Source organism: Streptomyces sp. NBC_01142 (assembly GCF_026341125.1).
Lineage (GTDB): Bacteria > Actinomycetota > Actinomycetes > Streptomycetales > Streptomycetaceae > Streptomyces.
Map to the genome: position 1 here is coordinate 198,475 of NZ_JAPEOR010000003.1, position 23,296 is coordinate 221,770.

At 70.5% G+C, this 23,296-nt stretch carries 29 protein-coding genes; 18 read left to right on the forward strand and 11 right to left on the reverse strand.

The features are described 5' to 3' along the window. Window positions 1-56 precede the first annotated feature (56 nt). On the forward strand, window positions 57-1,334 hold the full coding sequence (locus OG883_RS35015; protein ID WP_266550269.1) for a multidrug effflux MFS transporter: 1,278 nt from the start codon (window positions 57-59) through the stop codon (window positions 1,332-1,334). A 114-nt stretch (window positions 1,335-1,448) separates the two neighbouring features. Then, on the forward strand, window positions 1,449-1,697 hold the full coding sequence (locus tag OG883_RS35020; RefSeq protein ID WP_266550271.1) for a response regulator transcription factor: 249 nt from the start codon (window positions 1,449-1,451) through the stop codon (window positions 1,695-1,697). Between the two features lie 81 nt (window positions 1,698-1,778). Here OG883_RS35020 and OG883_RS35025 read toward each other — a convergent pair whose 3' ends face one another. Beyond that, a complete protein-coding gene (locus OG883_RS35025) occupies window positions 1,779-3,326 on the reverse strand; it encodes a hypothetical protein (RefSeq protein ID WP_266550273.1) in 1,548 nt (515 codons plus the stop codon). A gap of 177 nt (window positions 3,327-3,503) precedes the next feature. Here OG883_RS35025 and OG883_RS35030 point away from each other — a divergent pair, with 177 nt between their 5' ends. The 3 genes from OG883_RS35030 to OG883_RS35040 are packed head-to-tail and all read left to right on the forward strand — an operon-like array spanning window position 3,504 to window position 6,266. Next, window positions 3,504-4,424, forward strand: coding sequence for a pseudouridine-5'-phosphate glycosidase (locus tag OG883_RS35030; protein ID WP_266550275.1), 921 nt, complete (start codon window positions 3,504-3,506; stop codon window positions 4,422-4,424). Between the two features lies 1 nt (window position 4,425). Further along, window positions 4,426-5,112, forward strand: coding sequence for an HAD family hydrolase (locus OG883_RS35035; protein WP_266550276.1), 687 nt, complete (start codon window positions 4,426-4,428; stop codon window positions 5,110-5,112). Continuing rightward, complete coding sequence (locus OG883_RS35040; protein WP_266550278.1) at window positions 5,109-6,266, forward strand: acyltransferase; 1,158 nt, start codon at window positions 5,109-5,111, stop codon at window positions 6,264-6,266. Before OG883_RS35035 ends, OG883_RS35040 begins: the two co-directional genes overlap by 4 nt. An 81-nt stretch (window positions 6,267-6,347) precedes the next feature. Here the strand turns inward: OG883_RS35040 and OG883_RS35045 are convergent, their stop codons facing one another. After that, entirely contained in the window at window positions 6,348-7,163 is an 816-nt protein-coding gene (locus tag OG883_RS35045) for a VOC family protein (RefSeq protein WP_266550280.1), read from the reverse strand. 324 nt (window positions 7,164-7,487) lie between these two features. Between OG883_RS35045 and OG883_RS35050 the strand changes: the two genes are divergently transcribed. From OG883_RS35050 to OG883_RS35085, 8 genes are all read left to right on the forward strand, one after another. Beyond that, window positions 7,488-7,811 carry a hypothetical protein gene (locus OG883_RS35050; protein ID WP_266550283.1) on the forward strand — a complete coding sequence of 108 codons (324 nt, stop codon included), beginning with the start codon at window positions 7,488-7,490 and terminating at the stop codon, window positions 7,809-7,811. A 208-nt stretch (window positions 7,812-8,019) separates the two neighbouring features. Further along, window positions 8,020-8,694: an HAD family hydrolase gene (locus OG883_RS35055; protein ID WP_266550286.1), complete on the forward strand. Its 675-nt coding sequence runs from the start codon at window positions 8,020-8,022 to the stop codon at window positions 8,692-8,694. Between the two features lie 181 nt (window positions 8,695-8,875). After that, window positions 8,876-9,346, forward strand: a complete 471-nt coding sequence (locus OG883_RS35060; RefSeq protein WP_266550288.1) for an ATP-binding protein — start codon at window positions 8,876-8,878, stop codon at window positions 9,344-9,346. 52 nt (window positions 9,347-9,398) lie between these two features. Beyond that, window positions 9,399-9,956: a cysteine hydrolase family protein gene (locus OG883_RS35065; RefSeq protein ID WP_266550290.1), complete on the forward strand. Its 558-nt coding sequence runs from the start codon at window positions 9,399-9,401 to the stop codon at window positions 9,954-9,956. A gap of 361 nt (window positions 9,957-10,317) precedes the next feature. Next, entirely contained in the window at window positions 10,318-10,572 is a 255-nt protein-coding gene (locus tag OG883_RS35070; protein ID WP_266553093.1) for a WhiB family transcriptional regulator, read from the forward strand. An 87-nt stretch (window positions 10,573-10,659) separates the two neighbouring features. Then, on the forward strand, window positions 10,660-11,643 hold the full coding sequence (locus tag OG883_RS35075) for a TIGR03557 family F420-dependent LLM class oxidoreductase (RefSeq protein ID WP_266550293.1): 984 nt from the start codon (window positions 10,660-10,662) through the stop codon (window positions 11,641-11,643). A gap of 30 nt (window positions 11,644-11,673) precedes the next feature. Beyond that, window positions 11,674-12,072: a VOC family protein gene (locus OG883_RS35080; protein WP_266550296.1), complete on the forward strand. Its 399-nt coding sequence runs from the start codon at window positions 11,674-11,676 to the stop codon at window positions 12,070-12,072. After that, window positions 12,069-12,311 carry a hypothetical protein gene (locus tag OG883_RS35085; RefSeq protein ID WP_266550298.1) on the forward strand — a complete coding sequence of 81 codons (243 nt, stop codon included), beginning with the start codon at window positions 12,069-12,071 and terminating at the stop codon, window positions 12,309-12,311. Before OG883_RS35080 ends, OG883_RS35085 begins: the two co-directional genes overlap by 4 nt. A gap of 22 nt (window positions 12,312-12,333) precedes the next feature. On the opposite strand, the gene OG883_RS35090 is transcribed toward OG883_RS35085, so the two are convergent. Then, the gene (locus OG883_RS35090; protein WP_266550301.1) at window positions 12,334-12,768 is read right to left on the reverse strand and encodes a VOC family protein; all 435 of its coding nucleotides are present in this window, start codon (window positions 12,766-12,768) and stop codon (window positions 12,334-12,336) included. A gap of 207 nt (window positions 12,769-12,975) precedes the next feature. On the opposite strand from OG883_RS35090, the gene OG883_RS35095 reads away from it, so the two are divergent. After that, window positions 12,976-13,152, forward strand: coding sequence for a CsbD family protein (locus OG883_RS35095; RefSeq protein WP_266550304.1), 177 nt, complete (start codon window positions 12,976-12,978; stop codon window positions 13,150-13,152). 385 nt (window positions 13,153-13,537) lie between these two features. Beyond that, the gene (locus tag OG883_RS35100; protein ID WP_266550307.1) at window positions 13,538-13,927 is read left to right on the forward strand and encodes an SSI family serine proteinase inhibitor; all 390 of its coding nucleotides are present in this window, start codon (window positions 13,538-13,540) and stop codon (window positions 13,925-13,927) included. Window positions 13,928-13,984: 57 nt separating this feature from the next. Here OG883_RS35100 and OG883_RS35105 read toward each other — a convergent pair whose 3' ends face one another. From OG883_RS35105 to OG883_RS35125, 5 genes are all read right to left on the reverse strand, one after another. Then, window positions 13,985-14,143 carry a hypothetical protein gene (locus OG883_RS35105; protein ID WP_266550310.1) on the reverse strand — a complete coding sequence of 53 codons (159 nt, stop codon included), beginning with the start codon at window positions 14,141-14,143 and terminating at the stop codon, window positions 13,985-13,987. An 86-nt stretch (window positions 14,144-14,229) separates the two neighbouring features. Continuing rightward, window positions 14,230-15,186 carry a cytochrome c oxidase assembly protein gene (locus tag OG883_RS35110; RefSeq protein ID WP_266550313.1) on the reverse strand — a complete coding sequence of 319 codons (957 nt, stop codon included), beginning with the start codon at window positions 15,184-15,186 and terminating at the stop codon, window positions 14,230-14,232. 181 nt (window positions 15,187-15,367) lie between these two features. Continuing rightward, window positions 15,368-16,393, reverse strand: coding sequence for a 6-phosphofructokinase (locus tag OG883_RS35115; protein WP_266550315.1), 1,026 nt, complete (start codon window positions 16,391-16,393; stop codon window positions 15,368-15,370). A 154-nt stretch (window positions 16,394-16,547) separates the two neighbouring features. Next, on the reverse strand, window positions 16,548-17,279 hold the full coding sequence (locus OG883_RS35120; protein ID WP_266550318.1) for a type 1 glutamine amidotransferase: 732 nt from the start codon (window positions 17,277-17,279) through the stop codon (window positions 16,548-16,550). A 19-nt stretch (window positions 17,280-17,298) separates the two neighbouring features. Continuing rightward, window positions 17,299-18,537, reverse strand: a complete 1,239-nt coding sequence (locus tag OG883_RS35125) for a MurT ligase domain-containing protein (protein WP_266550321.1) — start codon at window positions 18,535-18,537, stop codon at window positions 17,299-17,301. Window positions 18,538-18,652: 115 nt separating this feature from the next. Between OG883_RS35125 and def the strand changes: the two genes are divergently transcribed. Further along, window positions 18,653-19,237 (forward strand): peptide deformylase, encoded by a 585-nt coding sequence (gene def, locus OG883_RS35130; protein ID WP_266550324.1) that lies wholly within the window; start codon window positions 18,653-18,655, stop codon window positions 19,235-19,237. A 118-nt stretch (window positions 19,238-19,355) separates the two neighbouring features. On the opposite strand, the gene OG883_RS35135 is transcribed toward def, so the two are convergent. After that, entirely contained in the window at window positions 19,356-20,006 is a 651-nt protein-coding gene (locus OG883_RS35135; protein WP_266550327.1) for a TetR family transcriptional regulator, read from the reverse strand. 169 nt (window positions 20,007-20,175) lie between these two features. Here OG883_RS35135 and OG883_RS35140 point away from each other — a divergent pair, with 169 nt between their 5' ends. Further along, window positions 20,176-21,402: an acyl-CoA dehydrogenase family protein gene (locus OG883_RS35140; RefSeq protein WP_266553096.1), complete on the forward strand. Its 1,227-nt coding sequence runs from the start codon at window positions 20,176-20,178 to the stop codon at window positions 21,400-21,402. 92 nt (window positions 21,403-21,494) lie between these two features. Here OG883_RS35140 and OG883_RS35145 read toward each other — a convergent pair whose 3' ends face one another. Continuing rightward, window positions 21,495-21,983 (reverse strand): glutathione peroxidase, encoded by a 489-nt coding sequence (locus OG883_RS35145; protein ID WP_266550330.1) that lies wholly within the window; start codon window positions 21,981-21,983, stop codon window positions 21,495-21,497. Between the two features lie 100 nt (window positions 21,984-22,083). Here OG883_RS35145 and OG883_RS35150 point away from each other — a divergent pair, with 100 nt between their 5' ends. Continuing rightward, a complete protein-coding gene (locus tag OG883_RS35150) occupies window positions 22,084-22,356 on the forward strand; it encodes a DUF4873 domain-containing protein (protein ID WP_266550333.1) in 273 nt (90 codons plus the stop codon). Window positions 22,357-22,385: 29 nt separating this feature from the next. On the opposite strand, the gene OG883_RS35155 is transcribed toward OG883_RS35150, so the two are convergent. After that, entirely contained in the window at window positions 22,386-23,285 is a 900-nt protein-coding gene (locus OG883_RS35155) for an acyl-CoA thioesterase II (RefSeq protein WP_266550336.1), read from the reverse strand. Window positions 23,286-23,296: the final 11 nt, after the last annotated feature.

Sequence of the window (23,296 nt, forward strand, 5' to 3'; positions counted from 1 at the left end):
TATAGCTATGTAGCTATACTCAAATTGCATCCCTTCCCCACTCTCAGGAGCACCTGATGTCCACTCGGTCAACCGGGCCGGGGCAGAGCGCACCGCAGTCACCGGCCGCGGTACTCACCGCGACTCTCGCTCTGCTGTCGTTCGTGATCCCTCTTGCCACGGACATGTATCTGCCGGCCTTCCCCCGGATGGCCGAGGAATTCGGTACCGACGCCTCCGGCGTCCAGCTCACCCTCACCTCCTTCCTGTTCGGCATGGCCGCGGGCCAGCTGGTGCTCGGGCCGCTGTCCGACCGGTTCGGACGCCGTATGCCGATCCTCGCCGGCGCCGCGGTGTGCACCCTGGCCACGGCGCTGTGCGCGGTGGCGCCCAACCTCACCGTCCTGATCGTCCTGCGGTTCGTCATGGGCTTCAGCGGCGCGGCGGGCGTCGTCGTGGGACGCGCGGTCATCTCCGACGTGGCGAGCGGTGTGGTCGCCGCGAGGCTCTTCGGCATACTGATGGCCCTCGGCGGCATCGCCCCCATCGTGGCCCCGCTCGCCGGTGGTTTCATGGTCAACGACGCGGGCGGCTGGCGCGGAGTGTTCTGGGTCCTGGCCGCCGCCTCGCTCCTGATGTTCCTGGCCGCCCTGTTCTTCGTGCCCGAAAGCCTCCCCAAGGAGCGACGGCACGCGGGCGGCGCGGCAGCCACCCTGGAGGCGGCCCGCTCCGTCCTCACCGACCGCGCCTACGTCGGCTACACCCTCGCCTTCGGCTTCGGCTGCGGCGCACTCTTCTGCTACATCGCCGGATCCCCGTTCCTGCTGCAGAACGTCCTCGACTTCAGCGTCGGCCAGGCGTCCATCGCCTTCTCCGTCGGCGCCCTGACCGCGACCGTCTCCAGCACCGCCAACGCCAAGCTGGTCGGCCGCTACGCCCCCGGACTGCTGCTGCGCATCGGCCTGACCACGATGCTGGTCGCCAATACGGCCGCGCTGCTGATCACTTTGGCCGGACAGCTCAACCGCGTCCTGGCACTCAGCCTCATCGGTATCGGCTTCCTCGGACTCGGCCAGGTCTTCGGCACCGCCACCGCGCTCGCCATCCAGCGGGTCCCGCACGCGGCCGGCACCGGCTCCGCCGTTCTCGGCACCCTGCAGAGCGTCCTGGGAGCCGTGCTCGCGCCGCTCGTCGGCCTGGGCGGCAAGGACACCGCCGTACCCCTCTTCATCGGTATGGCGGGCTGCTCCCTCATTGCCGTGCTCTCGCTGATGCTGACCCGCAACAGCCCCCCACCGGCGGCGTCCGACGCCCCGGTCGAAGGGCTCGAAAGTCCGGCGGCCGCGACGACCTGACACACTTTCGGCCACCTGACGAGGTCGGCCAACCGCCTTTGACCGGCAAATCCACGCTGCGTGAGTATCGGCGAGGCACCAACGGGTTTGCAGGAAAGGGGCGGAACCGCCGACATGTCACTCACGAATCCCCCAGTGGGCCGTCAACGGCCCACCTCCGGCTGGCACAGTCTCACCCGTGCGGAGCTGCGCGTGGCGCGCCTGGTGGTCACTGGACTGAGCAACCGGGCGGTGGCGGAGCAGCTCGTGCTCTCGCCGCACACCGTGGACACCCATCTGCGGCACGTCTACGCCAAACTCTCCGTCCGGAGCCGGGTGCAGCTCGTCCGGCACGCGCTGCAGCACGAGGCGTCGGACGAATGACGTGCGCATGCCAAGGCCGTGCGATCCGCTCACAGCGGGCCGCACGGCCTTGGCGCGTTCCGGCCTTCGATGCGCCCGGGCTCAGGAGGCCCGCATCACGATGACATCGCCGTGCACGCCGTATCCCAGCAGCGGATGCGTCGAGCCCTCCTCGTAACCCCGCTCGTCGGAGGTCACCATCAGCCAGTTCTCCCGCCCGCCCGGTCCGGACAGCGGGAAGACCTCGGGGAACGGCGTTCCCAGCGGGTACGGGGCGTTGAGCGCCCTGTGCGGCCGCATGTTCATGTCGCGGACCAGATACTGCCGGGACTCCGCGTCGCTGGTGAGCAGATACCAGCGGTCGCCGAACCGCTGCAGCCGGCAGCCCTCGTTGTTGTTCGGCCAGTGGGTGTCCTGGTGCCGGATCCGGATCCCCTCGTCGTAGTCGCCTCCGGGCGCCGCGGCGGCGAGCACCGGACGGAACCGCAGCGACGGCTGGAAGTCGGTCACATTCGCGTACGCGTAGTGCCAGCGGCCGTCGATGAGACGCAGCGCCGGGTCCCACGCGGCCTCCGCGAACGGCAGCTCGAGCCGCTTCGCCCTGATCAGCCGTACGCCGCTCAACAGCTCGTCCCCGCCCGTGCCGTGACGCACCGTCACTCCCGGAGTGGGCAGGTTGCCGCCGCACGCCAGCGCGATGAATCTGTTGCGCTCGGCGTCCCGCACCAGCTGCCCGCCGTGGTTGCCGACCAGCAGCCCCTCGTACGAGAAGAAGTGCGACCCCACCTGTTCCATGCGCTCGGGGTGATCCGGGTCCATCCGCCAGACGCCCGTGTGCGCCTGATGCGCGTAGCCGACGCCGGACGACGTCGCGGTGAAGTGAAGCCGGCCCTCGTGCACATACGGCGTGCCGTCGGCGTTGCGCACCAGCGAGATGTCGCGCAGCCCGAACTGCCCGAACGGGCCCGCCTGCGCCCTGCCGAGCACCGCACCGCGGCCACCGAACGCGTAGCGCAGCCGGCCGAGCTGGGCCGGCCGGTGCAGGTCGACCAGGTCGGCAAGTCCGGCGCGGTCGGTGACGAGCGGCTGCCAGCTGTGGGCGCCGCCGGTGTCGTAGCCGCCCCCTTCGCTGAACGCCCCGACGGCATTGGCCGTCACGACGAACGCGAACCGGAACGGCGCTGTGAGCCGTACGGGCGCGGAGTTGACCGTTCTGACCGCCCCGGATTTCACCAGTTCCACCGACACCACGCCCGCCGCCGCGTCGTAGCGGACCCGGACCCCGTCGCCGTCGGCGCCGCTCAGTCCTGCCGTCACCGATCCGTTTGCGGACAGCTCGCGCACATCGAGGACGACGGAGGCCCACGGAGCCACCGGGCCCTCCTCGGTGCGCACCGTGCCCCCGGCCCCCACCCGCGCCAACGCACCGCCGCCGCCGGGCCGGTCGGTGTCGTACTGCACAAGGCGCGGCGGTATCAGATGCACCGGCCGGAACCGATGAGTGATCTCGAAGCGCAGGTCGGCCGGCGCACGACGGGACGAGACCGCGGGCGCGGCCCCGGCGGCCGCCCCCGTGAAACCGACCGAAGCCGCTGCGCCGGCGAACAGGGCCACGGCGCCGCGGCGGCTCACGTGGTTGTTGATGGTCATCGGGAGGTCCTCCAGTCATCGGGGCGGGCTGCGTGCTCACCCTGGACCGGCCGCCCGAGGGCGACATCACGTGACCTCGCGATATCCGCCGGAATCCCGGAAAGACGTGATGCGGGCAGGTGAGGCCTGCGGGCAGGGTGTGCCCGTACCGACGTCCACCGAAAGGCAGCCCTGTCCATGGACCCGCTCCTCGTGATCAGCGAAGAGGTACGCACCGCCCTCGACGAACAGCGCCCCGTGGTGGCCCTGGAGTCCTCGCTCATCGTCAATGGGCCCGCCTATCCGGCCAACACCGAACTCGGCCTCGAGATCGAGAAGGCGGTGCGCGACGCCGGCGCGGTGCCCGCGACGATCGGTATCGCCGATGGCCGGTTCGTCGTCGGCATGGACGCCGACCTGGTCGACCGGTTCGCGAGCACCAAGGGCATCCCGAAGGTCAGTGCCCGCGACCTCGGCCCCGTACTGGCCGGCGGCGGCCTCGGCGCCACGACGGTCGCCGGCACCGTCGTGCCCGCCGCCCGCGCCGGGATCCCGGTCTTCTCGACGGCCGGAATCGGCGGTGTCCACCGGCGCGCCCAGGAAACCTTCGACGTCTCCGCCGACCTGCTGCAGTTCACCCGCACCAAGATCGCCGTCGTATGCGCCGGCGCCAAGTCCATCCTCGACCTGGGCCTGACCGCCGAGTACTTGGAGACCGCCGGTGTGCCGGTCCTCGGCTACGGCACCGACCGCCTCCCGGCCTTCTACGTCCGTGAGTCCGACGTCCGCGTCAACCGCGTGGACGACCTGCGGGTGGCGGCCCGTGCCACCCAGCTGCACTGGGAGGTCAACGGTGACCGTACGGTCCTGCTGACCGCCCCCATCGACGAGCAGGACGCCCTCGACGGTGACGAGATCGAGCGGGCCATCCAGGCCGCGCTGGACGAGGCCGACGAGGCAGGGGTGCGGGGCAACGCCATCAGCCCCTTCCTGATGCGCGCCCTCACCGAGGTCACCGCGGGCCGCAGCGCCGCCGCGACCCGCGCCGTCCTGCTGTCCACCGCCCGCGTCGCGGGCGAGTTCGCGGTCGCCTTCAGCGCCACCCGAGCGGAGGCCTGACATGCCGACGAACCACACCGGGCCCTACGAGGGCGTGATCTTCGATCTGGACGGCACGCTCGCCGACACCCCCGGCGCCATCGTCTCCATCACCCTGAAGGTCCTGGCCGACATGGGACGCGAGCCCGACCGGGCCGCTGTGCGCGCCACCGTCGGCAAGCCGCTGGACCGCAACTTCGCCCAGCTGCTCGACCTGCCCGCCGACCACGCCGAAGTGGCGCGGGCCATGACCGAGTACCGGCGCGGCTTCGGCGAGTACCTGGAGGAGCAGCGCGAACGCATGCTCTACCAGGGCGTCGCCGACGGCCTGGCCAAGCTGAGCGAGGCGGGCCACACACTGGCCATTGCCACCTCGAAGACCTACGAGGCGGCGGTCAGGACCGTGCGCGCCACCGGCATCGACCAGCGGTTCAAGGTCGTCGCCGGCCACGACTCGGTCAGCCGCGGCAAGCCCGCGCCCGACATGGCTCTGTACGTCGCGCAGGAGCTGGCCGTGCCGGCCGGCGCCTGCGTGGTCATCGGCGACGCGATCGGCGACATCGAGATGGCCGGGGCCGCGGGCATGGCGGCGATCGGTGTCTCCTACGGCGTCTGCACGGCCGAGGACCTCACCGCGTCCGGTGCCCTGCTGGTCGCCGACACCTTCGACGACGTCGTCGCCGCGGTGCTGCAGGGCAGACAGCCATGACGGTCACCACCTCGGCCGCCGGGCGGGAAGCGCCGCGCACCACCAAGAGACAGACGCTTCCCGCCCTCACGGGCATGCGCTTCATCGCGGCCCTGGCGGTGTTCCTCTTCCATCTGACCCTGCTGTCGGTGCACACCCCGCACGGGGTGGACATCCTGCATCAGTTCGCGGACGCCGGAGTGCGCGACGCGTACAACTCCGTCTTCCACATAGCCGGATTCACGGGCGTCTCGTTCTTCTTCGCGCTCAGCGGCTTCGTCCTGACCTGGTCGGCACGGCCGACGGACACCCTCACCGGGTTCTGGCGGCGCAGGTTCTTCAAGATCTATCCGCTGCATGTGGTGACGTACGCCGCCGGTCTGCTGCTGCTCACCGGCGGTGCGTTCGCCGCGGGCAACGACCTGCCGGGCGTCGTTCTGATCCAGTCCTGGATTCCCGACGCGAGCATCATCTTCGCCGCCAACTCCCCGAGCTGGTCCATCTCCGTCGAGGCGCTGTTCTACCTCCTCTTCCCGCTGCTTCTGCCGCTGCTGGAACGCATTCCGGCGCGGCGGCTGTGGGGGTGGGCGGCGGGCATGGTCGCCATCACGTTCGCCGTCGCCGTGATAGCGCACCTGTACGTCTCCATGGAGTACCAGTTCTGGTTCAGCTACACGCTCCCGCCGCTGCGGCTGCCGGAGTTCGTCCTGGGCATCATCGCGGCCCGGCTGGTCATCCTGGGGCGCTGGCCGAACATCCGGCTCGCCCCGGCCGCCCTGCTGCTCGTGCTCGCCTACGCCCTCGCGCTGCAACTGCCCCAGGTCTTCGCGCAGACCGCCGTCACGATCGTGCCGGTGGTGCTGGTGGTCGGCGCGGGCGCCATGTCGGACATCGAGGGACGATCCAAGCTGCTCCGCAGCCGCACCATGGTCTGGCTGGGAGAGATCTCCTTCGCCTTCTACATGGTTCACCTCGTCGTGCTGCTGACGGTGAGGAAGTGGCTGGGCGTGGAGAACTCCTGGAGCACGCCGACGGCACTCCTCGTCATCGCCGGCTGTCTTGCTGTGACGCTGCTGCTCGCGTGGCTGCTGCACATCGGCGTCGAACGCCCGGCGATGCGCCACTGGAGTGTCCGGCGAGAGCGCCGGCCCCGCCGTAACGTCCCGGCAGCCTGACCGGGTCACTCTTCGCGCGTGCCGGGACGTGATCACCACGGGTGCCGTCCCGGCACGCGCGAGTCGACGCGAGTCGAGGGATCACCGGGGGGCGGAACGCCCGGTGACGGTGAACAGGGCGCCGTCGGGATCGCGCAGCGTCGCCTCTTCGCCGTCGGCTGTGTAGCGCTGCCCGAGGACGTAGCCGCCGTGGCGGCGTGCGGCCTCGACGGTGCCCGCCACATCGGCGACGGGGAAGAGGACGTGCCACCGGGGCTGGATCATGGGGTCCGGTGCGGTTTCGACCGCGCCGGAGCTCAGGCGCGCCAGGACGTGCCCCTCCTGGCGCAGTACGACTTCTTCCTTCTCGTAGATGACCTCGCAGCAGCCCGGACGGTCACATGCCCAGTCGAGCACCTGGCCGTAGAAGATCGCGGCATCGAGCGCGTCCCGGGTCCGCAGGCGCAGCCAGGCAGGTGCTTCCTTGCGCCAGGTCAGCCAGTCGGAGATGAGCTCGCCCTCCCAGATGCCGAAGACGGCACCGTCCCGGTCCGCCGCCAGGGCGCCGCGGCCTACCGGGAAGGTGATCGGCCCGACCGCGACGGTGGCGCTCCGCTCCCGGATTCGCGCCGCGGTCTCGTCCGCGTCGGCGACAGCGAAGTAGGGCGTCCAGGCGATGGGTGCCTGCAAGGCCGCATCGAGTGCGCCGATACCGGCGACCGGCGTGCCTTCGCGCACGGCGACACTGAACTGGTTCCCGAGGGCGGCCGGCCGGAAACGCCAGCCGAGGACCGCTCGGTAGAAGGCTTGCGCACCCGGCAGATCGCGCGTCATGAGGCTGATCCAGCAGGGCGCGCCGAAGACGTCGCGACTCGACGTCACGCCCCGGGAAGCGGCCGGTGTCGATTCCTCGTGCATCACTATCAACGTCCCGGTGGAAATAGGGCTCACGGGCAGAATACGCCTGGACTGCCGAGGTTCACGCTCGGCCGGGGGAGACCCCGGACGCCGAGCGGCTCTCCGGCGCGCCCCGCAGGGCGTGAACCACGTGTGTCAGGCATCAACATCATGCCCTCCTGACTCGGAACCCGCCGCGCGAACGCGCTCCATACCCGCCGCCCCGCTGCGCGAAACGCGCTCCGTGACCGACAGTGCCGGGGTTTGGGCGGCCGTATCCGGGTGACTCGACCTGTCGGGTACCGCACGACCGGCCATTCAGGAGATCGAGGAAAGGGCACAGCGATGACGAAGTCCGGGAGCAAGGTCGCCGAGGAAGCCCGGGTACGCGTCGTACAGGCGCGGGACCGCCTGGGGGACGCCGTGGAGCAGCTCGCGTCCAAGGCGGACGTGAAGGGCCGGACCGGCCGGAGCCCGGTGACGGTCGCAGGGGTCAGGGAACAGGTCCAGCAGAAGGCCGGCAAGGCCGTGCATCTGGTGCAGGAGCACGCCCCCGTCGGAATTCGGCGTCGTCCGCGGCCCGTGGTGCTCGCCGGGGGAGCCGTGGCCCTCGCCACCGCGGTGCTGCTGGGGCTCCGCCGCTCGGCCCGCAAGCGGAAGCAGGGCTGACCGCGGCTGTCACCCGGCCGACGCCCGCCACTGCCCGCACGGCCCCCGGCTCCCCGTCCGGGGGCCCGGGAGTGGCAGCAGGGCGATCGGCGGGATAGAGAGGAAGACGTGCATGTGCCGGCCCGGCACATGCGGCGGGCGTGATCGAGTCACTGCCGAAGCCGTGGATCGCACAACGGCGGGCGACAGGACGGAGAGCGGGACACTGATGCCACGTGCGGCCCTGTTCGACGTGGACGGCACTCTGGTCGACAGCAACCATCTGCACGTGACGACATGGTGGGAGGCATTCCGTCAGTCGGGGCACAGGGTGTCGACGCACGCCATCCACCGGGCGATCGGCCTCGGTTCCGACGATCTCATCGCGCATCTGCTCGGGGAGGAGCGGGACCGCGAGCAGGACGAGTGGATCAGCGCGGTTCACAAGGCGCTGTACGGCACGTACTCCGATCGTCTGCCGCCGCTGGACGGGGCGCGCGATCTCCTGCACACACTGGCCGCCCGCGGCTGGCGAAACGTCCTGGCTACCTCCGCGGGGGGACGCGAACTCACCGCGCTGCGCCGAGCGATCGACGCCGACGACGACGCGATCGTGGGAACGGCGAGCGCGGACGATGTGGCCAAGGGCAAGCCGGCCCCCGATCCGGTCCACCGGGCGCTGGAACTGGCGGAAGTCCCCCCGGGGGAAGCGGTGTTCATCGGCGACACGGTCTGGGACATGGAAGCGGCGGCAAGGGCAGGAGTCCGCGCCGTCGCTCTGCTGTCGGGCGGAATTCCGCATGCCGACCTCGAAGAGGCGGGAGCGGCGGCCGTCTACCGTGACCCCGCCGATCTGCTCTCGCACCTCGACAGCAGTCTGCTCGCCGACCTGGAGGATTCCTGATCCAGCGCCCCCCCGATATCCCCCGGACGGCCGGGGCGTGGGTGGGGCATGCGTCCGCGTGTTGCGGTCCGGGGCTCCCCGGGTCAGTCTGATTGGTAACCCAAAAGCGACATGAGGTCACTCTTCGCACTCGGGGCCATCAGTCGAACGGGTGAGCATGTCGCGGTAAGGAGTAACGGTCATGTACGTTCCGGCCGCCTGCCGCTACAGCATGGAAGTCCAGGCATCCGCCGAGCGGATTCCCCAGATCCGACGCATTCTCGCGGCGCATCTGCGTCACTGGGGCCTCGAGCCCCACATCACGCCGGTCTGCCGCGCCGTCGACGAGCTCGTCGCCAATGTCATGGAGCATGCGAGCGGCGACAAGTCGTGTGTCGTGGAGCTGCGATGGACCGGAAGGCATGTGATTGCTTCCGTGGCCGACGGGGACCGCCGCATGCCACGGGTCACCACGTCCTCCCCGTCGAAGGGCGGGCTGGCGACGGTCGCGGCCCTCAGTGACAGCTGGGGGACGTGTGGCACCGCCACGGGCAAGGTGATCTGGTTCAGCCGACGGGTGAAGGCCGTCCAGAGCGTCTTCCGGGACGTGACGGCCCCGATGTCGCCGGTGCGCGAGTTCAGGCCGCTGGAGGCGGCCCCCGCCCGGGCGTGACCCGCCGCCCGCTCCGCGGCGGAGTCCGCCGCGCGGTGCGACTCTGGACGGTATGGGGAAGAGTGCACTCATCGTCATCGACATGATCAATGCGTATGGGCATGCCGATGCCGACCTGCTTCTTCCCTCCGTCTCCAAGGTGTTGCCCGCCATCGTCCGGCTGCTGGAACGGGCTCGGGCCGAGGGCATCCCCGTGATCTACGTGAACGACAACTTCGGCGAGTGGCGGTCTCATCACGGGGAGCTCCTCGAGACCGCCCTCGCGGGTCCGCACGCCGGCCTGGTCGAACCGGTCCGGCCCGATGAGGCATCGCTCTTCGTGATCAAGGCGCGGCACTCGATCTTCTTCGAGACGCCGCTGTCGTACCTGCTCGGGCAGCTCGGCATCGACCACGTGATCCTGTGCGGGCAGGTGACCGAGCAGTGCGTGCTCTACTCCGCCCTCGACGCGCACATCCGTCACTTGAGGGTGACCGTCCCCGAGGACGCCGTCGCTCATATCCACGCCGACCTGGCGGACGCGGCGCTGCGGATGATGCAGCGCAACATGGGCGCGGCGATCGGAACGGTCGATTCGATCGGGCTCGGCGACGGCGAACGGCCCTCGTAGGCACCTGTTTTGGCCGTCTGCGGCCCCCCGCACGCGCTCATGTGGACCGTGCATGTCCCGCGCAGGTGTGTCACTGGTGGTGGCCGTGTCCTTCGACGCAGCCGCCGAACGCACGTCTCTCGAAGAGATCGCCCCTCCGCCGTCCGTAAGAAAGAGGCAGCCGGCGGCACGCCCAGTGCCCCGGCGATATGAGCCTGTAGGGCCGACAGCTCTGGAGAGCGGGCAGATTGGGCGCCTGCCGGACGGGTACCTGAGGCCGGAACGAATTTCCGACGACCGAGGAGGAGTTCCGATGGAACCCGGTGGCAGCTCCGGCACGCCCCTGGCCCTGCACGACACCGACGACGTCGGTCACGACCCGATGGAATGGCTGCAGGAGGCAGCGTGCGCGGGCGAACCGCCCGAACTGTTCTTCCCCGTCAGCGAAACCGGCCGGGCCGACGAGCAGGCCGATCGGGCGAAGGAAGTGTGCCGCCGCTGCCCGGTGACGGACCAGTGCCTCGAGTGGGCGCTGCGCACCGGACAGGGCACCGGGGTGTGGGGCGGGCTGAAGGCGTCGGAGCGCCGTGGCCTGCGCCGTCGGCGGTCCGGTCGGCGGCGGCCCCCCGCACGCTGAGCCGCGGTCGCCCGCGGGGCCCGGTGGCATCGCCCGCCTTCCGGTGGCCGATGTTTCAGGTGGCTGAGAGCCGGTGAGGGGATCAATATGGCGCGCGGATACACGATGATCACCGAGCAGGCCGGCCCGAGGGAACTCGTCGAGCATGTGGTCTGCGCGGAGCGGTCCGGATTCGACTTTTCCGTCATCGCCGACCACTACCTTCCCCGGTTGGAGTCCCAGGGGCATTCCCCGTACGCCTGGAGTGTCCTCGGGGCGGCGGCCCAGGCCACCACGCGTATCCCGCTCATGACGTACGTGACCTGCCCGACGACCCGTTACCACCCCGCTGTCGTCGCCCAGAAGGCCGCGACCATGCAGCTCTTGTCCGAAGGGCGCTTCCGCCTCGGCCTCGGCTCCGGGGAGAACCTCGACGAGCATGTGGTCGGCGGAGGCCGGCCTGCCGCCCACGTCCGGCCGGCCATGCCGGCAGAGGCCGTGGAGATCATCCGCGCCCTCTTCGCCGGCGGAAACGTGAACCATCACGGTGCGCACTTCGACGTCGAGAACGCCACCTTGTGGGACCTGCCCGACGAGGTCCCGTCGATCGGCGTCGCCGTTTCGGGAGACCTTCCTGCGAGCTCGCCGGCCGACTCGCGGACCTTGTCATCGCCACCGAGCCCGAGTGCGAGCTCCTGGAAGCCTTCGACCGGTACGGCGGCAGGGGGCAAGCCCCGGATCGGCCGGCTGCCCGTCTGTTACGACAGCGTGGGGACGACGGTGCGCTCGACCGGGACGCGGCGATCACGCGCGCACACGACCAGTTCCGCTGGGCGCTCGGCGAGTGGCGTGTCAACGTCGACCTGCCGGGGCGGGCCGGGTTCGCCGGGGCCACCGAGTACGTACGCCCCAAGGACATCGCCCGGTCCATCCCGTGCGGCGACGACGTCGGAGAGTTCGTGGACGCCGTACGCCCCTGCGTGGAGGCCGGTTTCACCGAGATCGCCCGTCATCCAGGTGGGCGGGGACCATCAGTTGCCCTTCCCCGACTGGGCGGAGAAGAAGCTTCTTCCCGCCCTGCGTGAACTCTGAGCGGGGCACAGCCCCGGGCAAGGAGGCCGCATGGCCATCGCGAAGTACTGTCTCGTCGTCCTGGACTGCCCCGACCCGCAGGTGCTCGCCGGCTTCTATGCCGCGGTGCTCGGCGGGGAGGTCAAGAAGGACAGCGAGGTCTGGTACGACCTGTACGTACCCGGTGGGGCCCGTATCGCCTTCCAGCGTGCGCCCGGATTCCGGCCCCCGGACTGGCCGCGGGCCGACGACAACTCCCAGCAGATGCATCTGGACTTCGATGTCCCGGACATCGAGACCGCGCAGGCGGGGGTGCTCGCTCTGGGCGCCACCCCGCTCGACCTCGATGACGACGACGGCCGGCGGGGCTTCCGGGTCTACGCCGACCCCGCGGGCCATCCGTTCTGCCTCTGCCGCGACGCGGCTTCGGCCGAGGAGGAGGACAAGTGACCGACCGACAGCCGGAAGGCCCCGAAGGGACGGAGCCGGTGCCGAGGGATCTGCCCGACCAGCAGGCGCAGGACGGCGAGGATCCGCTGGACGTGCCCGGCCCCGGCCCTTCGGGCCAGGAGAGGGCTGATGCAGACCAGGACCTGCCCGAGATGGACGAGTCGGGTGCCGGCCGTGGCACGCCCCGCGGCGGGGGCGTGCACCCGGAGCAACCGGTTCCGGACGAAGCCCCCGGCTGAGGCCCGTAGCGTGCCTTCGGTCTCAGGCCGGGCTCACCCGACCCCCGGGCTCCGGGGGCCGGGGCGCCCCCTGGGGCGGGACCGACGCGGCCAGCGCGAAGGGGTGACCGGCGGGGTCGGAGTAGCGGCGCACATCGTGCAGCCCGCCGTTGTCCTTGGTGTCCAGCGGACGTGCGCCGAGGCTGACCGCCTCGCGTTCGGCCTCGTCCATGTCGTCGTGGGAGACGAGAATCCGCAGGTGCGCCTGCTGGGAGTCGTCCGGCCGGGGCCAGCTGGCCGGCGCGTACCCGTGATCCCGGTGCACAGCCAGGTGCACCCCGCTGTGGCCGATGATCTCGACGAAGTCGGGGTCGTCTCCCACCTGGGTGCGGGCACCGAGCAGGGTCGCGTAGAACTGCGCGAGCGCCACGGGATCCGCGCAGTCCAGGATGAGCACGCTCGTCTTGGCAACGGCCATGTGAGCCTTCTTCCGTGAGGGGGCGGGATGTGGATACGCGTACGTGGAGCGGGTTCCCCGGCCCCGGCCCGCCTAACAGCACGGGTTCACCGGCTGGTCCGGCAGCCCGCCGGACAATGTCACGCAAAGTGCCCGATTGCGGTCATGGAGTGATGGGCGCAAGGTGGTTGTGGCTAGTTCAGCCACCCCATCGAAAGGAACACCGTCGTGAGCAAGGCCAAGGCAAAGGCGAAGCAGGTCAAGGGCAAGATGAAGGAAGCCGCCGGGAGCATGACCGACGACAAGCGCCTGCAGGCGGAGGGCCGTGGCGAGCAGATGATGGGCAAGACCCAGGAGACGGCCGAGAAGGCCGGCGAGCGGATCAGGAAGCCGCAGGGCCGGTAGGCCTCGGCCTCCCCTCCATGTGTGGACGGGCCGCGCACCCTCGGGTGCGCGGCCCGTCGCCGTCTGCCCCACCGGACCACGAGGATCAGCGGAGCCACCACGATGAGGCCCAGGGAGAACGGCCCGGTCGCGGTGACGAGGCCGACGGGCCGTCTGTCCGGGCGGCGGACGGGAGGTGAGTGCCCCTGGTCGGTGTACGCAGGGTGCCCGGTGCCCCGTGGCTCGCCGCCCGTGACGGCCGAGGCCCATGGGCCGTACGGCCCAGTCCTCGCACCCGTACGTGTTACCCGGCGGGCGTGGCCGCTTGCCCGGCGCCGACAGCGAGCGGTGCCCTGGGCTGAACCGGCCCGGCCGTGTGCCCGGGCCCGAGCCACAGGAGTATCGGATGTACCGCAGCACCACCGTCGCCGCAGCCGTCATGATCGCCTTCGCCGCTGCCGCGGGGCCGGCACAGGCCGTCGTCGAGGCACCTCCCCAGGGCCTGTTCCTCACCGTGACCGGAGGCGAGAGCCCCTGGCTGCGCTGGGCCTCGCTGCAGTGCGAACTCCAGCCGACCGGAACCCACCCGAACGCCGTGGCTGCCTGCTGGGCGCTGGAGGTGGCGCGCGGCGATCTGAACGCGCTGGCCGCCGACCCGCGTCCGTGCACCAAGAAGTACGCCCCGGTCAGGGTCACAGCCGTCGGAACCTGGCACGGCCGCCCCACCACCTGGCACAACACCTACGGCAACGAGTGCGAACTCCACGCCGCAACCGGAACGATCTTCCGCTTCTGACCCGTCGGAACGACCCCGGACTCGTCGGATCGGTAGGGGTCGTCGATCGGATGCGGATCAGCCGGCCCGCGAAGCGACCACCCCGATCGTCACCAGCCCGAGCACCACCCAGCCGAACCAGAGCCAGCCATTGCTTCCGAGTGCCGCCGTGTAGGCCGTCACGACCACCAGGGTCCCGACGGTGAGCACTCCCATCGCCTTCGTGGAACCGGACATGCGCGCCCTCCTCCGACGACCGCGGCCGTCCCGCTCATGGTCGCGCGTGAGGAGGGCATCGCGCTACTGCCCGGCTACCACCCGGGCTACCGTCCGCGCGCCTGGAGCGAGGCGAGATACGCGTTGTACGCCTCGAGCTCCTTGTCCCCGTCCCGGTCCGCGGCCCGGTCCAGCCGCTTGGCCTGCCGCTGCTCGGAGCGGTACCACTGGAAGACCAGCGCGATCAGGACCAGCACGGACGGGATCTCACTGAACGCCCAGGCGATGCCGCCCGCCGCGTTCTGGTCGGTGAGCGCGTCGATGCCGAGCGAGGCCGGCGGATTCTCGTACGCCTTGATCATCGGCTCGGTCGCCATCATCAGCGCGATACCGAAGAAGGCGTGGAACGGCATGCCCGCGAAGAGCTCCAGCATCCGCATCACATAGCCGGGCCGGTGCGGTCCCGGGTCCACGCCCATGATCGGCCAGAAGAAGACCAGGCCCACGGCGAGGAAGTGCACCATCATCGACACATGCCCCGTCCTGGACTCCATCAGGAAGTCGAAGAGGGGGGTGAAGTAGAGCGCGTACAGGCTCGCGATGAAGAGCGGGATGGTGAAGACGGGGTGCGTGACGATCCGCATGTAGTGGCTGTGCAGCAGGGCCAGGAGCAGCTCACGCGGACCCTTGCTGCCACGCCGCGAGGCGACCGGCAGCGCGCGCAGCGCCAGCGTCACCGGCGCGCCCAGCAGCAGGAGGATCGGGGAGAGCATGCTGATCACCATGTGCTGGACCATGTGCACGCTGAACATGACCATGCCGTAGTCGTTCAGCTTGGTGCACATCACCAGGGCGACGCTCAGCACGCCGACGGTGAAGAAGACGGTCCGGCTGACCGGCCAGCTGTCGCCGCGCCTGCGCAGGCGCACCACACCCCAGCCGTACAGACCGAGCCCCAGCAGGCAGCCGATCAGAAAGAAGGGGTCCGGCGAGATTTCGAGGCCCCGCCCCAGCGTGAACGGCGGCAGATCCATCGTCATGCCGTGCCCGCCGCTGTGATCCATCCGCCGGCTCCTGTTTCGTACTGGGTTGTCCGCTTGTCCGGACCAGAGTAGAACTGCCCCCGGCCGCAGCTGCGACCGGGGGCAGTTCGATCAGATATGCACAAGATTCTGCGCACGCACTGGGTTGAGAGCGCTGGGTTGAGAGCGCTGGGTTGAGAGCGCTGGATTCAGAGCGCCGGGTTCAGAGCACGCACTCCGCCTCGGCGTACCGCTCGGCCGGGACGGTCTTCAGCGTCTCCACGGCCTGGGCCAGCGGCACCATGGTGATGTCCGTGCCGCGCAGCGCCGTCATCATGCCGAACTCACCGCGGTGCGCCGCCTCCACCGCATGCCAGCCGAAGCGGGTCGCGAGCACGCGGTCGTACGCGGTCGGGGTACCGCCCCGCTGCACATGCCCCAGGATGACCGCCCGGGCCTCCTTGCCGAGCCGCTGCTCCAGCTCGACGGCGAGCTGCTGGGCCACGCCGGCGAAGCGCTCGTGCCCGTAGATGTCCTTGCCGCCCTCGTTGAACTCCATCGAGCCCTCGCGCGGCTTGGCACCCTCCGCGACCACGACGATCGCGAACTTCTTGCCCGCCGAGAAACGCTCCCCGACCCGCTCGCTCAGCTCGCCGATGTCGAAGGGACGCTCCGGGACGACGATGGCGTGCGCGCCGGCCGCCATGCCGGAGTGCAGCGCGATCCAGCCGGTGTGGCGGCCCATGACCTCGACGATCAGCACACGCTGGTGCGACTCGGCGGTGGTCTTCAGCCGGTCCAGCGCCTCGGTCGCCACGCCCACGGCAGTGTCGAAACCGAAGGTCACATCGGTCGACGCGATGTCGTTGTCGATGGTCTTGGGTACGCCGACGATGGGCAGCCCGCCCTCGGAGAGGAGGTTGGCAGCCTTGAGAGTGCCCTCGCCGCCGATCGGGATGATCGCGTCGAGGCCGAGATCGGCGACATGCCCCCTGGCGCGTTCCACACCGTCGCGCAGATGCGCGGGCTGGACCCGGGAGGAGCCGAGAATCGTGCCGCCGCGGGCCAGGATGCCGCCTACCGCATCAAGGTCGAGCTTGCGGTAGTCGGCTTCCAGGAGGCCCTTCCAGCCGTCGTGGAAGCCGATGACCTCGTCGCCGTGATCGACGACGGCACGGTGCACGACGGAACGGATGACGGCGTTCAGACCGGGGCAGTCGCCGCCGGAGGTGAGCACACCAATGCGCATAGCCCGAAATACCTTTGCAACGTGGGCCGACTCCCGGACCACGTCGTCCGGTTGGATCCCGCCACCCTACCGGCGCAGGGTGGGGGGTCCGAACCAGGCGTCCGACTGCTGGACGGCCGGTCGACCGGGCCCGCTCAGCTGAGCGAGCTGCCCGTCAGGCGGGCTGTGTCGCGGACGCGATGCGCTCGGCGCGCAGCGCGTCGTACCACCGGTCGTCCGTCGGCGGCAGTGCGTTCACATCGAGGGCCAGCTTCAGCAGCAGGTCCGCGATCTGCGGGTTGCGGGCCATGACCGGGCCGTGCATGTAGGTACCGAAGACCGTCTCGTTGTACGCGCCCTCGGTGCCGTCACCCGTGCCGTTGCCCCGGCCGAGCACGGTCCGGGCGAACGGGCGGGCCGTGGGGCCGAGGTGGGTGATGCCCTGGTGGTTCTCGAAGCCCGTCAGCTGGGGCAGGCCGAGCCGCGGGTCGATGTCCGCCAGTACGTCACCGACGCACCGGTCGCCCTCGCCACGCGTGGAGACCACGTCGATCAGGCCGAGACCCGGCTCGCGCTCGCCGAGGTCGTTGATGAACTCATGGCCCAGGATCTGGTAGCCGGCGCAGACCGAGAAGATGATCGCGCCGTTGGAGGCGGCCCGGCTGAGCCCCCCGTCACGGCGCAGCCGCTCGGCCGCCAGCCGCTGCGGCCGGTCCTCGCCGCCACCGATGAGGTAGATGTCACCCGAGGTCGGGATCGGCTGGTCGCTGCGTACGTCGATACGCATCACGTCCAGGCCGCGCTGGCGGGCCCGGCGCTCCACGACGAGAGCGTTGCCCTGGTCGCCATAGGTGCTGAGCAGGTCCGGGTAGACCCAGACCAGACGCAGACTGTTGTCGCTCGTCATTCTCGTCATCCTCCGCGGGTCAGTTGCCGACACGGCGGCGCACGTCCTGGAACGCCGTGTAGTTGGCGATGAGCTCGATCCGGCCGGGCGGGGCCTGCTGCACCGCCTCGTCGACGGACTCGCACACCCGGAAGTCCAGACCCGCGACCTCGAGGCGGACCGCGAGGTCCAGCCTGCGGTCGCCGATGACGAAGATCGGGTGCCCGGCGAGCCGGGTGTAGTCCACGTCCCAGAGCCAGGAGGTGTCCGTGCCGTCGGCGCCGCGGGCGTTGACCGAGAGGATGACCGGCGTCGGCGGCGGGTCGATCAGGGAGAACGTTTCGAGCCAGCCCGCCGGGTTCTTCGCGAGCAGCAGTCGCAGGTCACGGCCCTGGAAGGAGACGACGTCGTAGCGTCCGGCGACGGCCTGGACCTGGTACATGCGCTCCAGGGCGACCTGCGGCGGCACGCCGAAGCAGGCGGCGACCGCCGCGGAGGTGGCGGCGTTCGCCTTGTTGGCGCGGCCGGGCAGCTGGAGGTGGATCGGCCAGGCACTGCCGTGCGGGTCCAGAACGTGGTCGCCGCTGAGCACCCAGCTCGGGGCCGGACGGCGAAAGCCGCACTCGCCGCAGAACCAGTCGTCGCCGGGGCGCTGCATGACACCGCCGCAGGACGGGCACGACCAGGCGTCGTCCTTCCACTCCTGGCCGGCAGCCACCCACACCACGTTGGGGGAGGAGGACGCGGCCCACACGATGAGCGGGTCGTCGGCGTTGGCGATGACCACCGCCTTCGTACCGGCCAGGCCCTCGCGCCACTTTTCGGCGAGCATCCGGGTCTCGGCCGCGCGGTCCAGCTGGTCGCGCGAGAGATTGAGCAGCGCGATCGCCTTGGGCGTCACGTCGCGGGCGACGCCCGCGAGGTACTTCTCGTCGACTTCGATCACGCCGAACTTGGCGTCCGAGCCGCCGGCCAGCGCCGAGGTGATGCCCGCGGGCATATTGGCGCCGAGCGCGTTCGAGACGACCGGGCCGCTGGCTCCCAGCGCCTCGGCGATCAGCCGGGTTGTGGTGGTCTTGCCGTTGGTCGCCGACACGAGGACGACGTCCAGGTGCTGCGCCAGCCGCCCCAGCAGATCGGGGTCGAGCTTGAGCGCGACCCGGCCGCCGATCACCGATCCGCTGCCGCGTCCGGCGGCGCGCGACACCGCTGCTGCGGCCTTGCCTGCCGTCACGGCCAGCTTGGCGCGCGGCGTCAGGGGCTCCGAGTTGCCTGACATCGTCCTTGATCCTCCTTGCATCGGTCGGGCTCAGCCTATCGAGGTCCGATCGGCCGCCCGCACCGCGGCACCGTCGGGAAACGTGGAGGTCCAGGTGGAACGTACGCTTACGGACATGCGAAACCGGCCGATCCCCGGCAGTTCCGGACTCGTGAGGGGCATGAGCCTGCTCGGCGATCCGACTCTGCACACCCCCTGCGAGACCGTCACCGACTTCGGTCCTGCTCTGTCGAAGCTCGTCGAGGACATGTTCGCGACGATGTACGCGGCACAGGGCGTGGGTCTTGCGGCGAATCAGGTCGGGGTCCCGCTGCGGGTGTTCGTGTACGACTGCCCGGACGATGAGGAGGTCCGCCACCTCGGACACATCGTCAACCCGCGCCTGGTGGAGGCGGACGGGGTCACGGTGCGCGGTGCGGAGGGCTGCCTCTCACTGCCGGGGCTCGAGGCCGGTACGGAGCGCTTCGACCATGCGGTCGTGGAGGGCGTGACGGCGGACGGGGAGCCGGTGCGCGTCGACGGGACCGGCTTCTTCGCGCGGTGTCTGCAGCACGAGTGCGACCACCTGGAGGGGATGGTCTACCCGGACCGGCTCACCGGCTGGCGCCGGGCGAAGGTGCTGCGGGCTGCGCGCCGGGCGGGCTGGTCGCCGCCCGGGGCTCCGCCGCGGCCCCCGCGCCTCGAACGTCGGCAAGGCTGACCCGTCAGCGGGTCCGGCGTGTGAGGACGATCCTTCCACGCCCTGCGGGCGTACGGGGGCTCGCCCCCTGCCCGGGAACGGGCGGGCAGGGCACGGCGCCCCGCGTGGCGACGCCCCGTCAGAAGGTCTGACCGCCCGCGCGGTCGCCGGCCGCGGCCAGCCGGCCCCAGAGGAGATCGGCGAGGCTGCGCACCAACTCGGCGCGGGAGCAGGGGCGTTCGCCGAGCCACCAGTCGCCGGCCGCATGCATCATGCCGACGATGCCGTGGCCCCAGACGCGGGCCAGCTGCTCGCTGCCGGGCCCCAGATCGACCCGATCGTAGATCACCTTCGCCAACTCCTCGCCGAGGCGGCGCAGCAGCGGCGCCGAGTGGCGACCGACGTCGAAGCCCGCCTCCGACGGCTGGGCGTCCTCGGACGGATGCATCAGGAACCGGTAGACCTGCGGCCGTGCTTCGATCGCGGCGAGGTAGGTGTCGAGCGTGGCCTCGACCCGCTCGCGCCGCTCGGCCGGCGCGTCGAGCGCGGCGCGCAGCGCGTCCAGCAGAGCGTCGGTGTGGCGTTTGGCGAGGGCGCGGTAGAGGCCGCCCTTGTCGCCGAAGTGCCGGTAGAGGATGGGCTTGGTGATGCCGGCCTCGGCGGCGATGGCGTTCATGGAGGCCTGGGGCCCGTCCCGGAGCACCACCCGGTCGGCGGCCTCGAGCAGCTCACGGCGCCGCTGGTCGGCCGACCGCTGCTGCTGTGCAGCTGCCTGCTGTGTGGTCTCCATAGTCGTACTCTCCCCGCCCGAGCGATTGCGTGACGCCTGCGCAACGTAACACCATGCCCGCCCGCACCGGAGATCGGGCGGTGGCTGGTTGACATGGCCTACTCGCTGGTAACACACTGCTGTTACCGCAAGTAACATGCAGGCGGTCACCGCAGTGCTGGAGGGGAACATGGCCGAATTCACGCTCGAACTCAACGACGACCAGAAGCAGGTCCGCGATTGGCTGAACGGATTCGCCAAGGACGTGATGCGCCCGGCCGCCGCAGAGTGGGACGAGCGTGAGGAGACCCCCTGGCCGGTCATCCAGGAGGCGGCCAAGGTCGGAATCTACTCCCTCGACTTCTACGCCCAGCAGTTCTTCGACCCGACCGGACTCGGCATCCCGATGGCGATGGAGGAGCTCTTCTGGGGCGACGCAGGCATCGGCCTGTCCATTGTCGGTACGGGACTTGCGGCCGTCGGCGTCCTCGCGAACGGCACCGAGGAGCAGATCGGCACCTGGATCCCCCAGATGTACGGCGACGTGGACGATGTGAAGGTCGCGGCCTTCTGCTCCTCCGAGCCGGACGCGGGATCCGACGTCGGGGCGATGCGTACGCGTGCGGTGTACGACGAGACCAAGGACGAGTGGGTGCTCAACGGCACCAAGACCTGGGCGACCAACGGCGGCATCGCCAATGTCCATGTCGTGGTCGCCGTCGTCGACCCGGAGATCGGCTCCAAGGGCCACGCCTCCTTCATCGTCCCGCCGAACACCCCCGGCCTTTCGCAGGGCCAGAAGTTCAAGAAGCACGGCATCCGCGCCTCCCACACCGCCGAGGTCGTCCTGGAGGACGTCCGCGTTCCCGGCCACTGTCTGCTCGGTGGCAAGGAGAAGCTCGACGAGCGACTGGCCCGGGCCCGTGAGCGCGCCAGGTCCGGCGGCGAGCGGGTGAAGAACGCGGCCATGGCCACCTTCGAGGCGTCCCGCCCCGCGGTCGGTGCGATGGCGGTGGGCACCGCCCGCGCCGCCTACGAGGTCGCCCTCGACTACGCCAAGACCCGCAGCCAGTTCGGCCGCCCGATCATCGACAACCAGGGCATCGCCTTCCAGCTGGCCGACATGCGCACCCAGATCGACGCGGCACGCCTCCTGGTGTGGCGCGCCTCCTGGATGGCGACGGCGGGCAAGCCCTTCACCTCCGCCGAGGGCTCGATGTCCAAGCTGTATGCCAGCGAGACCGCGAAGAAGGTCACGGCACAGGCCATCCAGATCCTGGGCGGCAACGGCTTCACCCGCGAGTACCCGGTGGAGCGCATGCACCGGGATGCGGCGATCTACACGATCTTCGAGGGCACGAGCGAGATCCAGCGCCTGGTCATCGCGAGGACCCTGTCGGGCATGCCGATCCGCTAGGACGTGCCCCGGGCGCGACCGGGCCGGCTCGAGCGCCGCAGGAGCCGGAAATCCGGCTCCTCCGGCGCTCGAGGCACGCCCTTACGCGTGGGTTACGCGGAGAGCTGAGCCTCGATGGCGGCGACGAGCTCGGGGGCCTCGGGCTCGGTGCGCGGCCGGATACGGGACACGACCCGGCCGTCCTTGCCGATGAGGAACTTCTCGAAGTTCCACTGGATGTCCCCGGCCTCGCCCTCCGCGTCCGCGGCCTTCGTCAGCTCCGCGTACAGCGGGTGCCGGTCCGCTCCGTTCACGTCGGTCTTCTCCAGCAGGGGGAAGGTCACGCCGTACGTGGCCGAGCAGAAGGACTCGATCTCCTCCGCGCTGCCCGGCTCCTGGCCCGCGAACTGGTTGCAGGGCACGCCGAGCACGGTGAAGCCGCGGTCGCCGTACTCCTTCTGCAGCCGCTCGAGGCCCGCGTACTGCGGGGTCAGGCCGCACTTGGAAGCGACGTTCACCAGCAGAACCGCCTGGCCCCGGTAATCGGCCAGGGACGTGGGCTCACCGGTGAGCGTGCGCAGCGGGATGTCGTACAGAGTCATGAAGAATCTCCTCAGGGGCAGGCATTCGCTGTTCATTGTGGACCGTGGACGACGGCGCCGTGGCCTGGCAGTCCTTGCTCGCCGGGGCACACTGGGGGCCATGAGTAATTACCAGGGCCCCGCGGTCCTCATTGCCGCCGGCTCCCATTTCGAGGTCCACGCCACGCTCAGCGCGGCCAGGTCCGGGGCGCACGGCGGGTGGGGCGGCAGTGTCCAGACCGACGATCCGGCAGAGGACTTCTACACGGCGCTGGAGCGCGGACAGGTGAAGATCCGGCTGCCCGACGGCCGGGAGGGCGATGTGGTCGCCACGCGCACCGCCATCGGTAGCGGCCGGCTGAGGGTCTCCGGGAGCGGTCCGACGCCCTTCTAATTCCTTGGTCGCGGGTCCTCCGGGACGGCTCACTCCGTCACCGGCGGCGCCGGGTCCGTGGGCGTGTAGGGGCGGAACAGACCCTCCTGCACCACCGAGACGAGGAGGTTGCCCCCGCGGTCGTAGATACGGCCGCGCGCCAGCCCCCGGCCGCCCGTGGCGATCGGGGACTCCTGGTCGTACAGGAACCACTCGTCCGCGCGGAACGGCCGGTGGAACCACATCGCGTGGTCCAGCGAGGCCATGTCGAAGCCACGCCTGCCCCACAGCGGCTCCACCGGGATGCGGACCGCGTCCAGGAGCGTCATGTCGCTCGCGTACGTCAGCGCGCACGTGTGCACCAGCGGGTCGTCGCCCAGCGGGCCCACCGCGCGCATCCACACCGCGCTGCGCGGGTCCGCGTCATTGATCTCCTCCGGGGTCCAGCGCAGCCGGTCGACATAGCGGATGTCGAAGGGCTGGCGGCGGGCCATCCGCTCCAGCGCCTCGGGGAGCGCCCCGAGGTGCTCGCGGATCTCCGCGGTGACCGTGGGCAGCGATTCCGGGTCCGGCAGCTCCAATCGCGGGGGGAGCTGGTGCTCGATGCTGCCCTCCTCCGGCCGGTGGAAGGAGGCGGTCAGATTGAAGATGGTCTTGCCCTGCTGCACCGCGGTGACCCGGCGGGTGGTGAACGACCGGCCGTCCCGTACGCGCTCGACCTGGTAGACGATCGGCACGCCGGGAATGCCGGGGCGCAGGAAGTAGGCGTGCAGCGAGTGCACCGGGCGCTCGCCGTCCGTCGTGCGGCCCGCCGCGACCAGGGCCTGGCCCGCCACCTGGCCGCCGAAGACCCGCTGCAGGGACTCCTGGGGGCTGAGCCCCCGGAAGATATTGACCTCGATCTGCTCCAGGTCGAGCAGATCGACCAGGCGTTCGGCCGGGTTTGTCATCAGGTGTTCTC

What these genes read in the sequence shown, in the direction of transcription:
- OG883_RS35045 (WP_266550280.1), bottom strand. Translation starts at nt 7,163, where the DNA reads ATGCACGAGGAATCGACACCGGCCGCTTCCCGGGGCGTGACGTCGAGT.
- OG883_RS35150 (WP_266550333.1), top strand. Translation starts at nt 22,084, where the DNA reads ATGAGTAATTACCAGGGCCCCGCGGTCCTCATTGCCGCCGGCTCCCAT.
- OG883_RS35060 (WP_266550288.1), top strand. Translation starts at nt 8,876, where the DNA reads ATGTACGTTCCGGCCGCCTGCCGCTACAGCATGGAAGTCCAGGCATCC.
- OG883_RS35015 (WP_266550269.1), top strand. Translation starts at nt 57, where the DNA reads ATGTCCACTCGGTCAACCGGGCCGGGGCAGAGCGCACCGCAGTCACCG.
- OG883_RS35020 (WP_266550271.1), top strand. Translation starts at nt 1,449, where the DNA reads ATGTCACTCACGAATCCCCCAGTGGGCCGTCAACGGCCCACCTCCGGC.
- OG883_RS35070 (WP_266553093.1), top strand. Translation starts at nt 10,318, where the DNA reads ATGGAATGGCTGCAGGAGGCAGCGTGCGCGGGCGAACCGCCCGAACTG.
- OG883_RS35105 (WP_266550310.1), bottom strand. Translation starts at nt 14,143, where the DNA reads ATGTCCGGTTCCACGAAGGCGATGGGAGTGCTCACCGTCGGGACCCTG.
- OG883_RS35100 (WP_266550307.1), top strand. Translation starts at nt 13,538, where the DNA reads ATGTACCGCAGCACCACCGTCGCCGCAGCCGTCATGATCGCCTTCGCC.
- OG883_RS35035 (WP_266550276.1), top strand. Translation starts at nt 4,426, where the DNA reads ATGCCGACGAACCACACCGGGCCCTACGAGGGCGTGATCTTCGATCTG.
- OG883_RS35030 (WP_266550275.1), top strand. Translation starts at nt 3,504, where the DNA reads ATGGACCCGCTCCTCGTGATCAGCGAAGAGGTACGCACCGCCCTCGAC.
- OG883_RS35120 (WP_266550318.1), bottom strand. Translation starts at nt 17,279, where the DNA reads ATGACGAGCGACAACAGTCTGCGTCTGGTCTGGGTCTACCCGGACCTG.
- OG883_RS35115 (WP_266550315.1), bottom strand. Translation starts at nt 16,393, where the DNA reads ATGCGCATTGGTGTGCTCACCTCCGGCGGCGACTGCCCCGGTCTGAAC.
- OG883_RS35140 (WP_266553096.1), top strand. Translation starts at nt 20,176, where the DNA reads ATGGCCGAATTCACGCTCGAACTCAACGACGACCAGAAGCAGGTCCGC.
- OG883_RS35075 (WP_266550293.1), top strand. Translation starts at nt 10,660, where the DNA reads ATGGCGCGCGGATACACGATGATCACCGAGCAGGCCGGCCCGAGGGAA.
- OG883_RS35040 (WP_266550278.1), top strand. Translation starts at nt 5,109, where the DNA reads ATGACGGTCACCACCTCGGCCGCCGGGCGGGAAGCGCCGCGCACCACC.
- OG883_RS35135 (WP_266550327.1), bottom strand. Translation starts at nt 20,006, where the DNA reads ATGGAGACCACACAGCAGGCAGCTGCACAGCAGCAGCGGTCGGCCGAC.
- OG883_RS35125 (WP_266550321.1), bottom strand. Translation starts at nt 18,537, where the DNA reads ATGTCAGGCAACTCGGAGCCCCTGACGCCGCGCGCCAAGCTGGCCGTG.
- OG883_RS35080 (WP_266550296.1), top strand. Translation starts at nt 11,674, where the DNA reads ATGGCCATCGCGAAGTACTGTCTCGTCGTCCTGGACTGCCCCGACCCG.
- OG883_RS35090 (WP_266550301.1), bottom strand. Translation starts at nt 12,768, where the DNA reads ATGGCCGTTGCCAAGACGAGCGTGCTCATCCTGGACTGCGCGGATCCC.
- OG883_RS35155 (WP_266550336.1), bottom strand. Translation starts at nt 23,285, where the DNA reads ATGACAAACCCGGCCGAACGCCTGGTCGATCTGCTCGACCTGGAGCAG.
- OG883_RS35050 (WP_266550283.1), top strand. Translation starts at nt 7,488, where the DNA reads ATGACGAAGTCCGGGAGCAAGGTCGCCGAGGAAGCCCGGGTACGCGTC.
- def (WP_266550324.1), top strand. Translation starts at nt 18,653, where the DNA reads ATGCGAAACCGGCCGATCCCCGGCAGTTCCGGACTCGTGAGGGGCATG.
- OG883_RS35145 (WP_266550330.1), bottom strand. Translation starts at nt 21,983, where the DNA reads ATGACTCTGTACGACATCCCGCTGCGCACGCTCACCGGTGAGCCCACG.
- OG883_RS35065 (WP_266550290.1), top strand. Translation starts at nt 9,399, where the DNA reads ATGGGGAAGAGTGCACTCATCGTCATCGACATGATCAATGCGTATGGG.
- OG883_RS35110 (WP_266550313.1), bottom strand. Translation starts at nt 15,186, where the DNA reads ATGGATCACAGCGGCGGGCACGGCATGACGATGGATCTGCCGCCGTTC.
- OG883_RS35055 (WP_266550286.1), top strand. Translation starts at nt 8,020, where the DNA reads ATGCCACGTGCGGCCCTGTTCGACGTGGACGGCACTCTGGTCGACAGC.
- OG883_RS35025 (WP_266550273.1), bottom strand. Translation starts at nt 3,326, where the DNA reads ATGACCATCAACAACCACGTGAGCCGCCGCGGCGCCGTGGCCCTGTTC.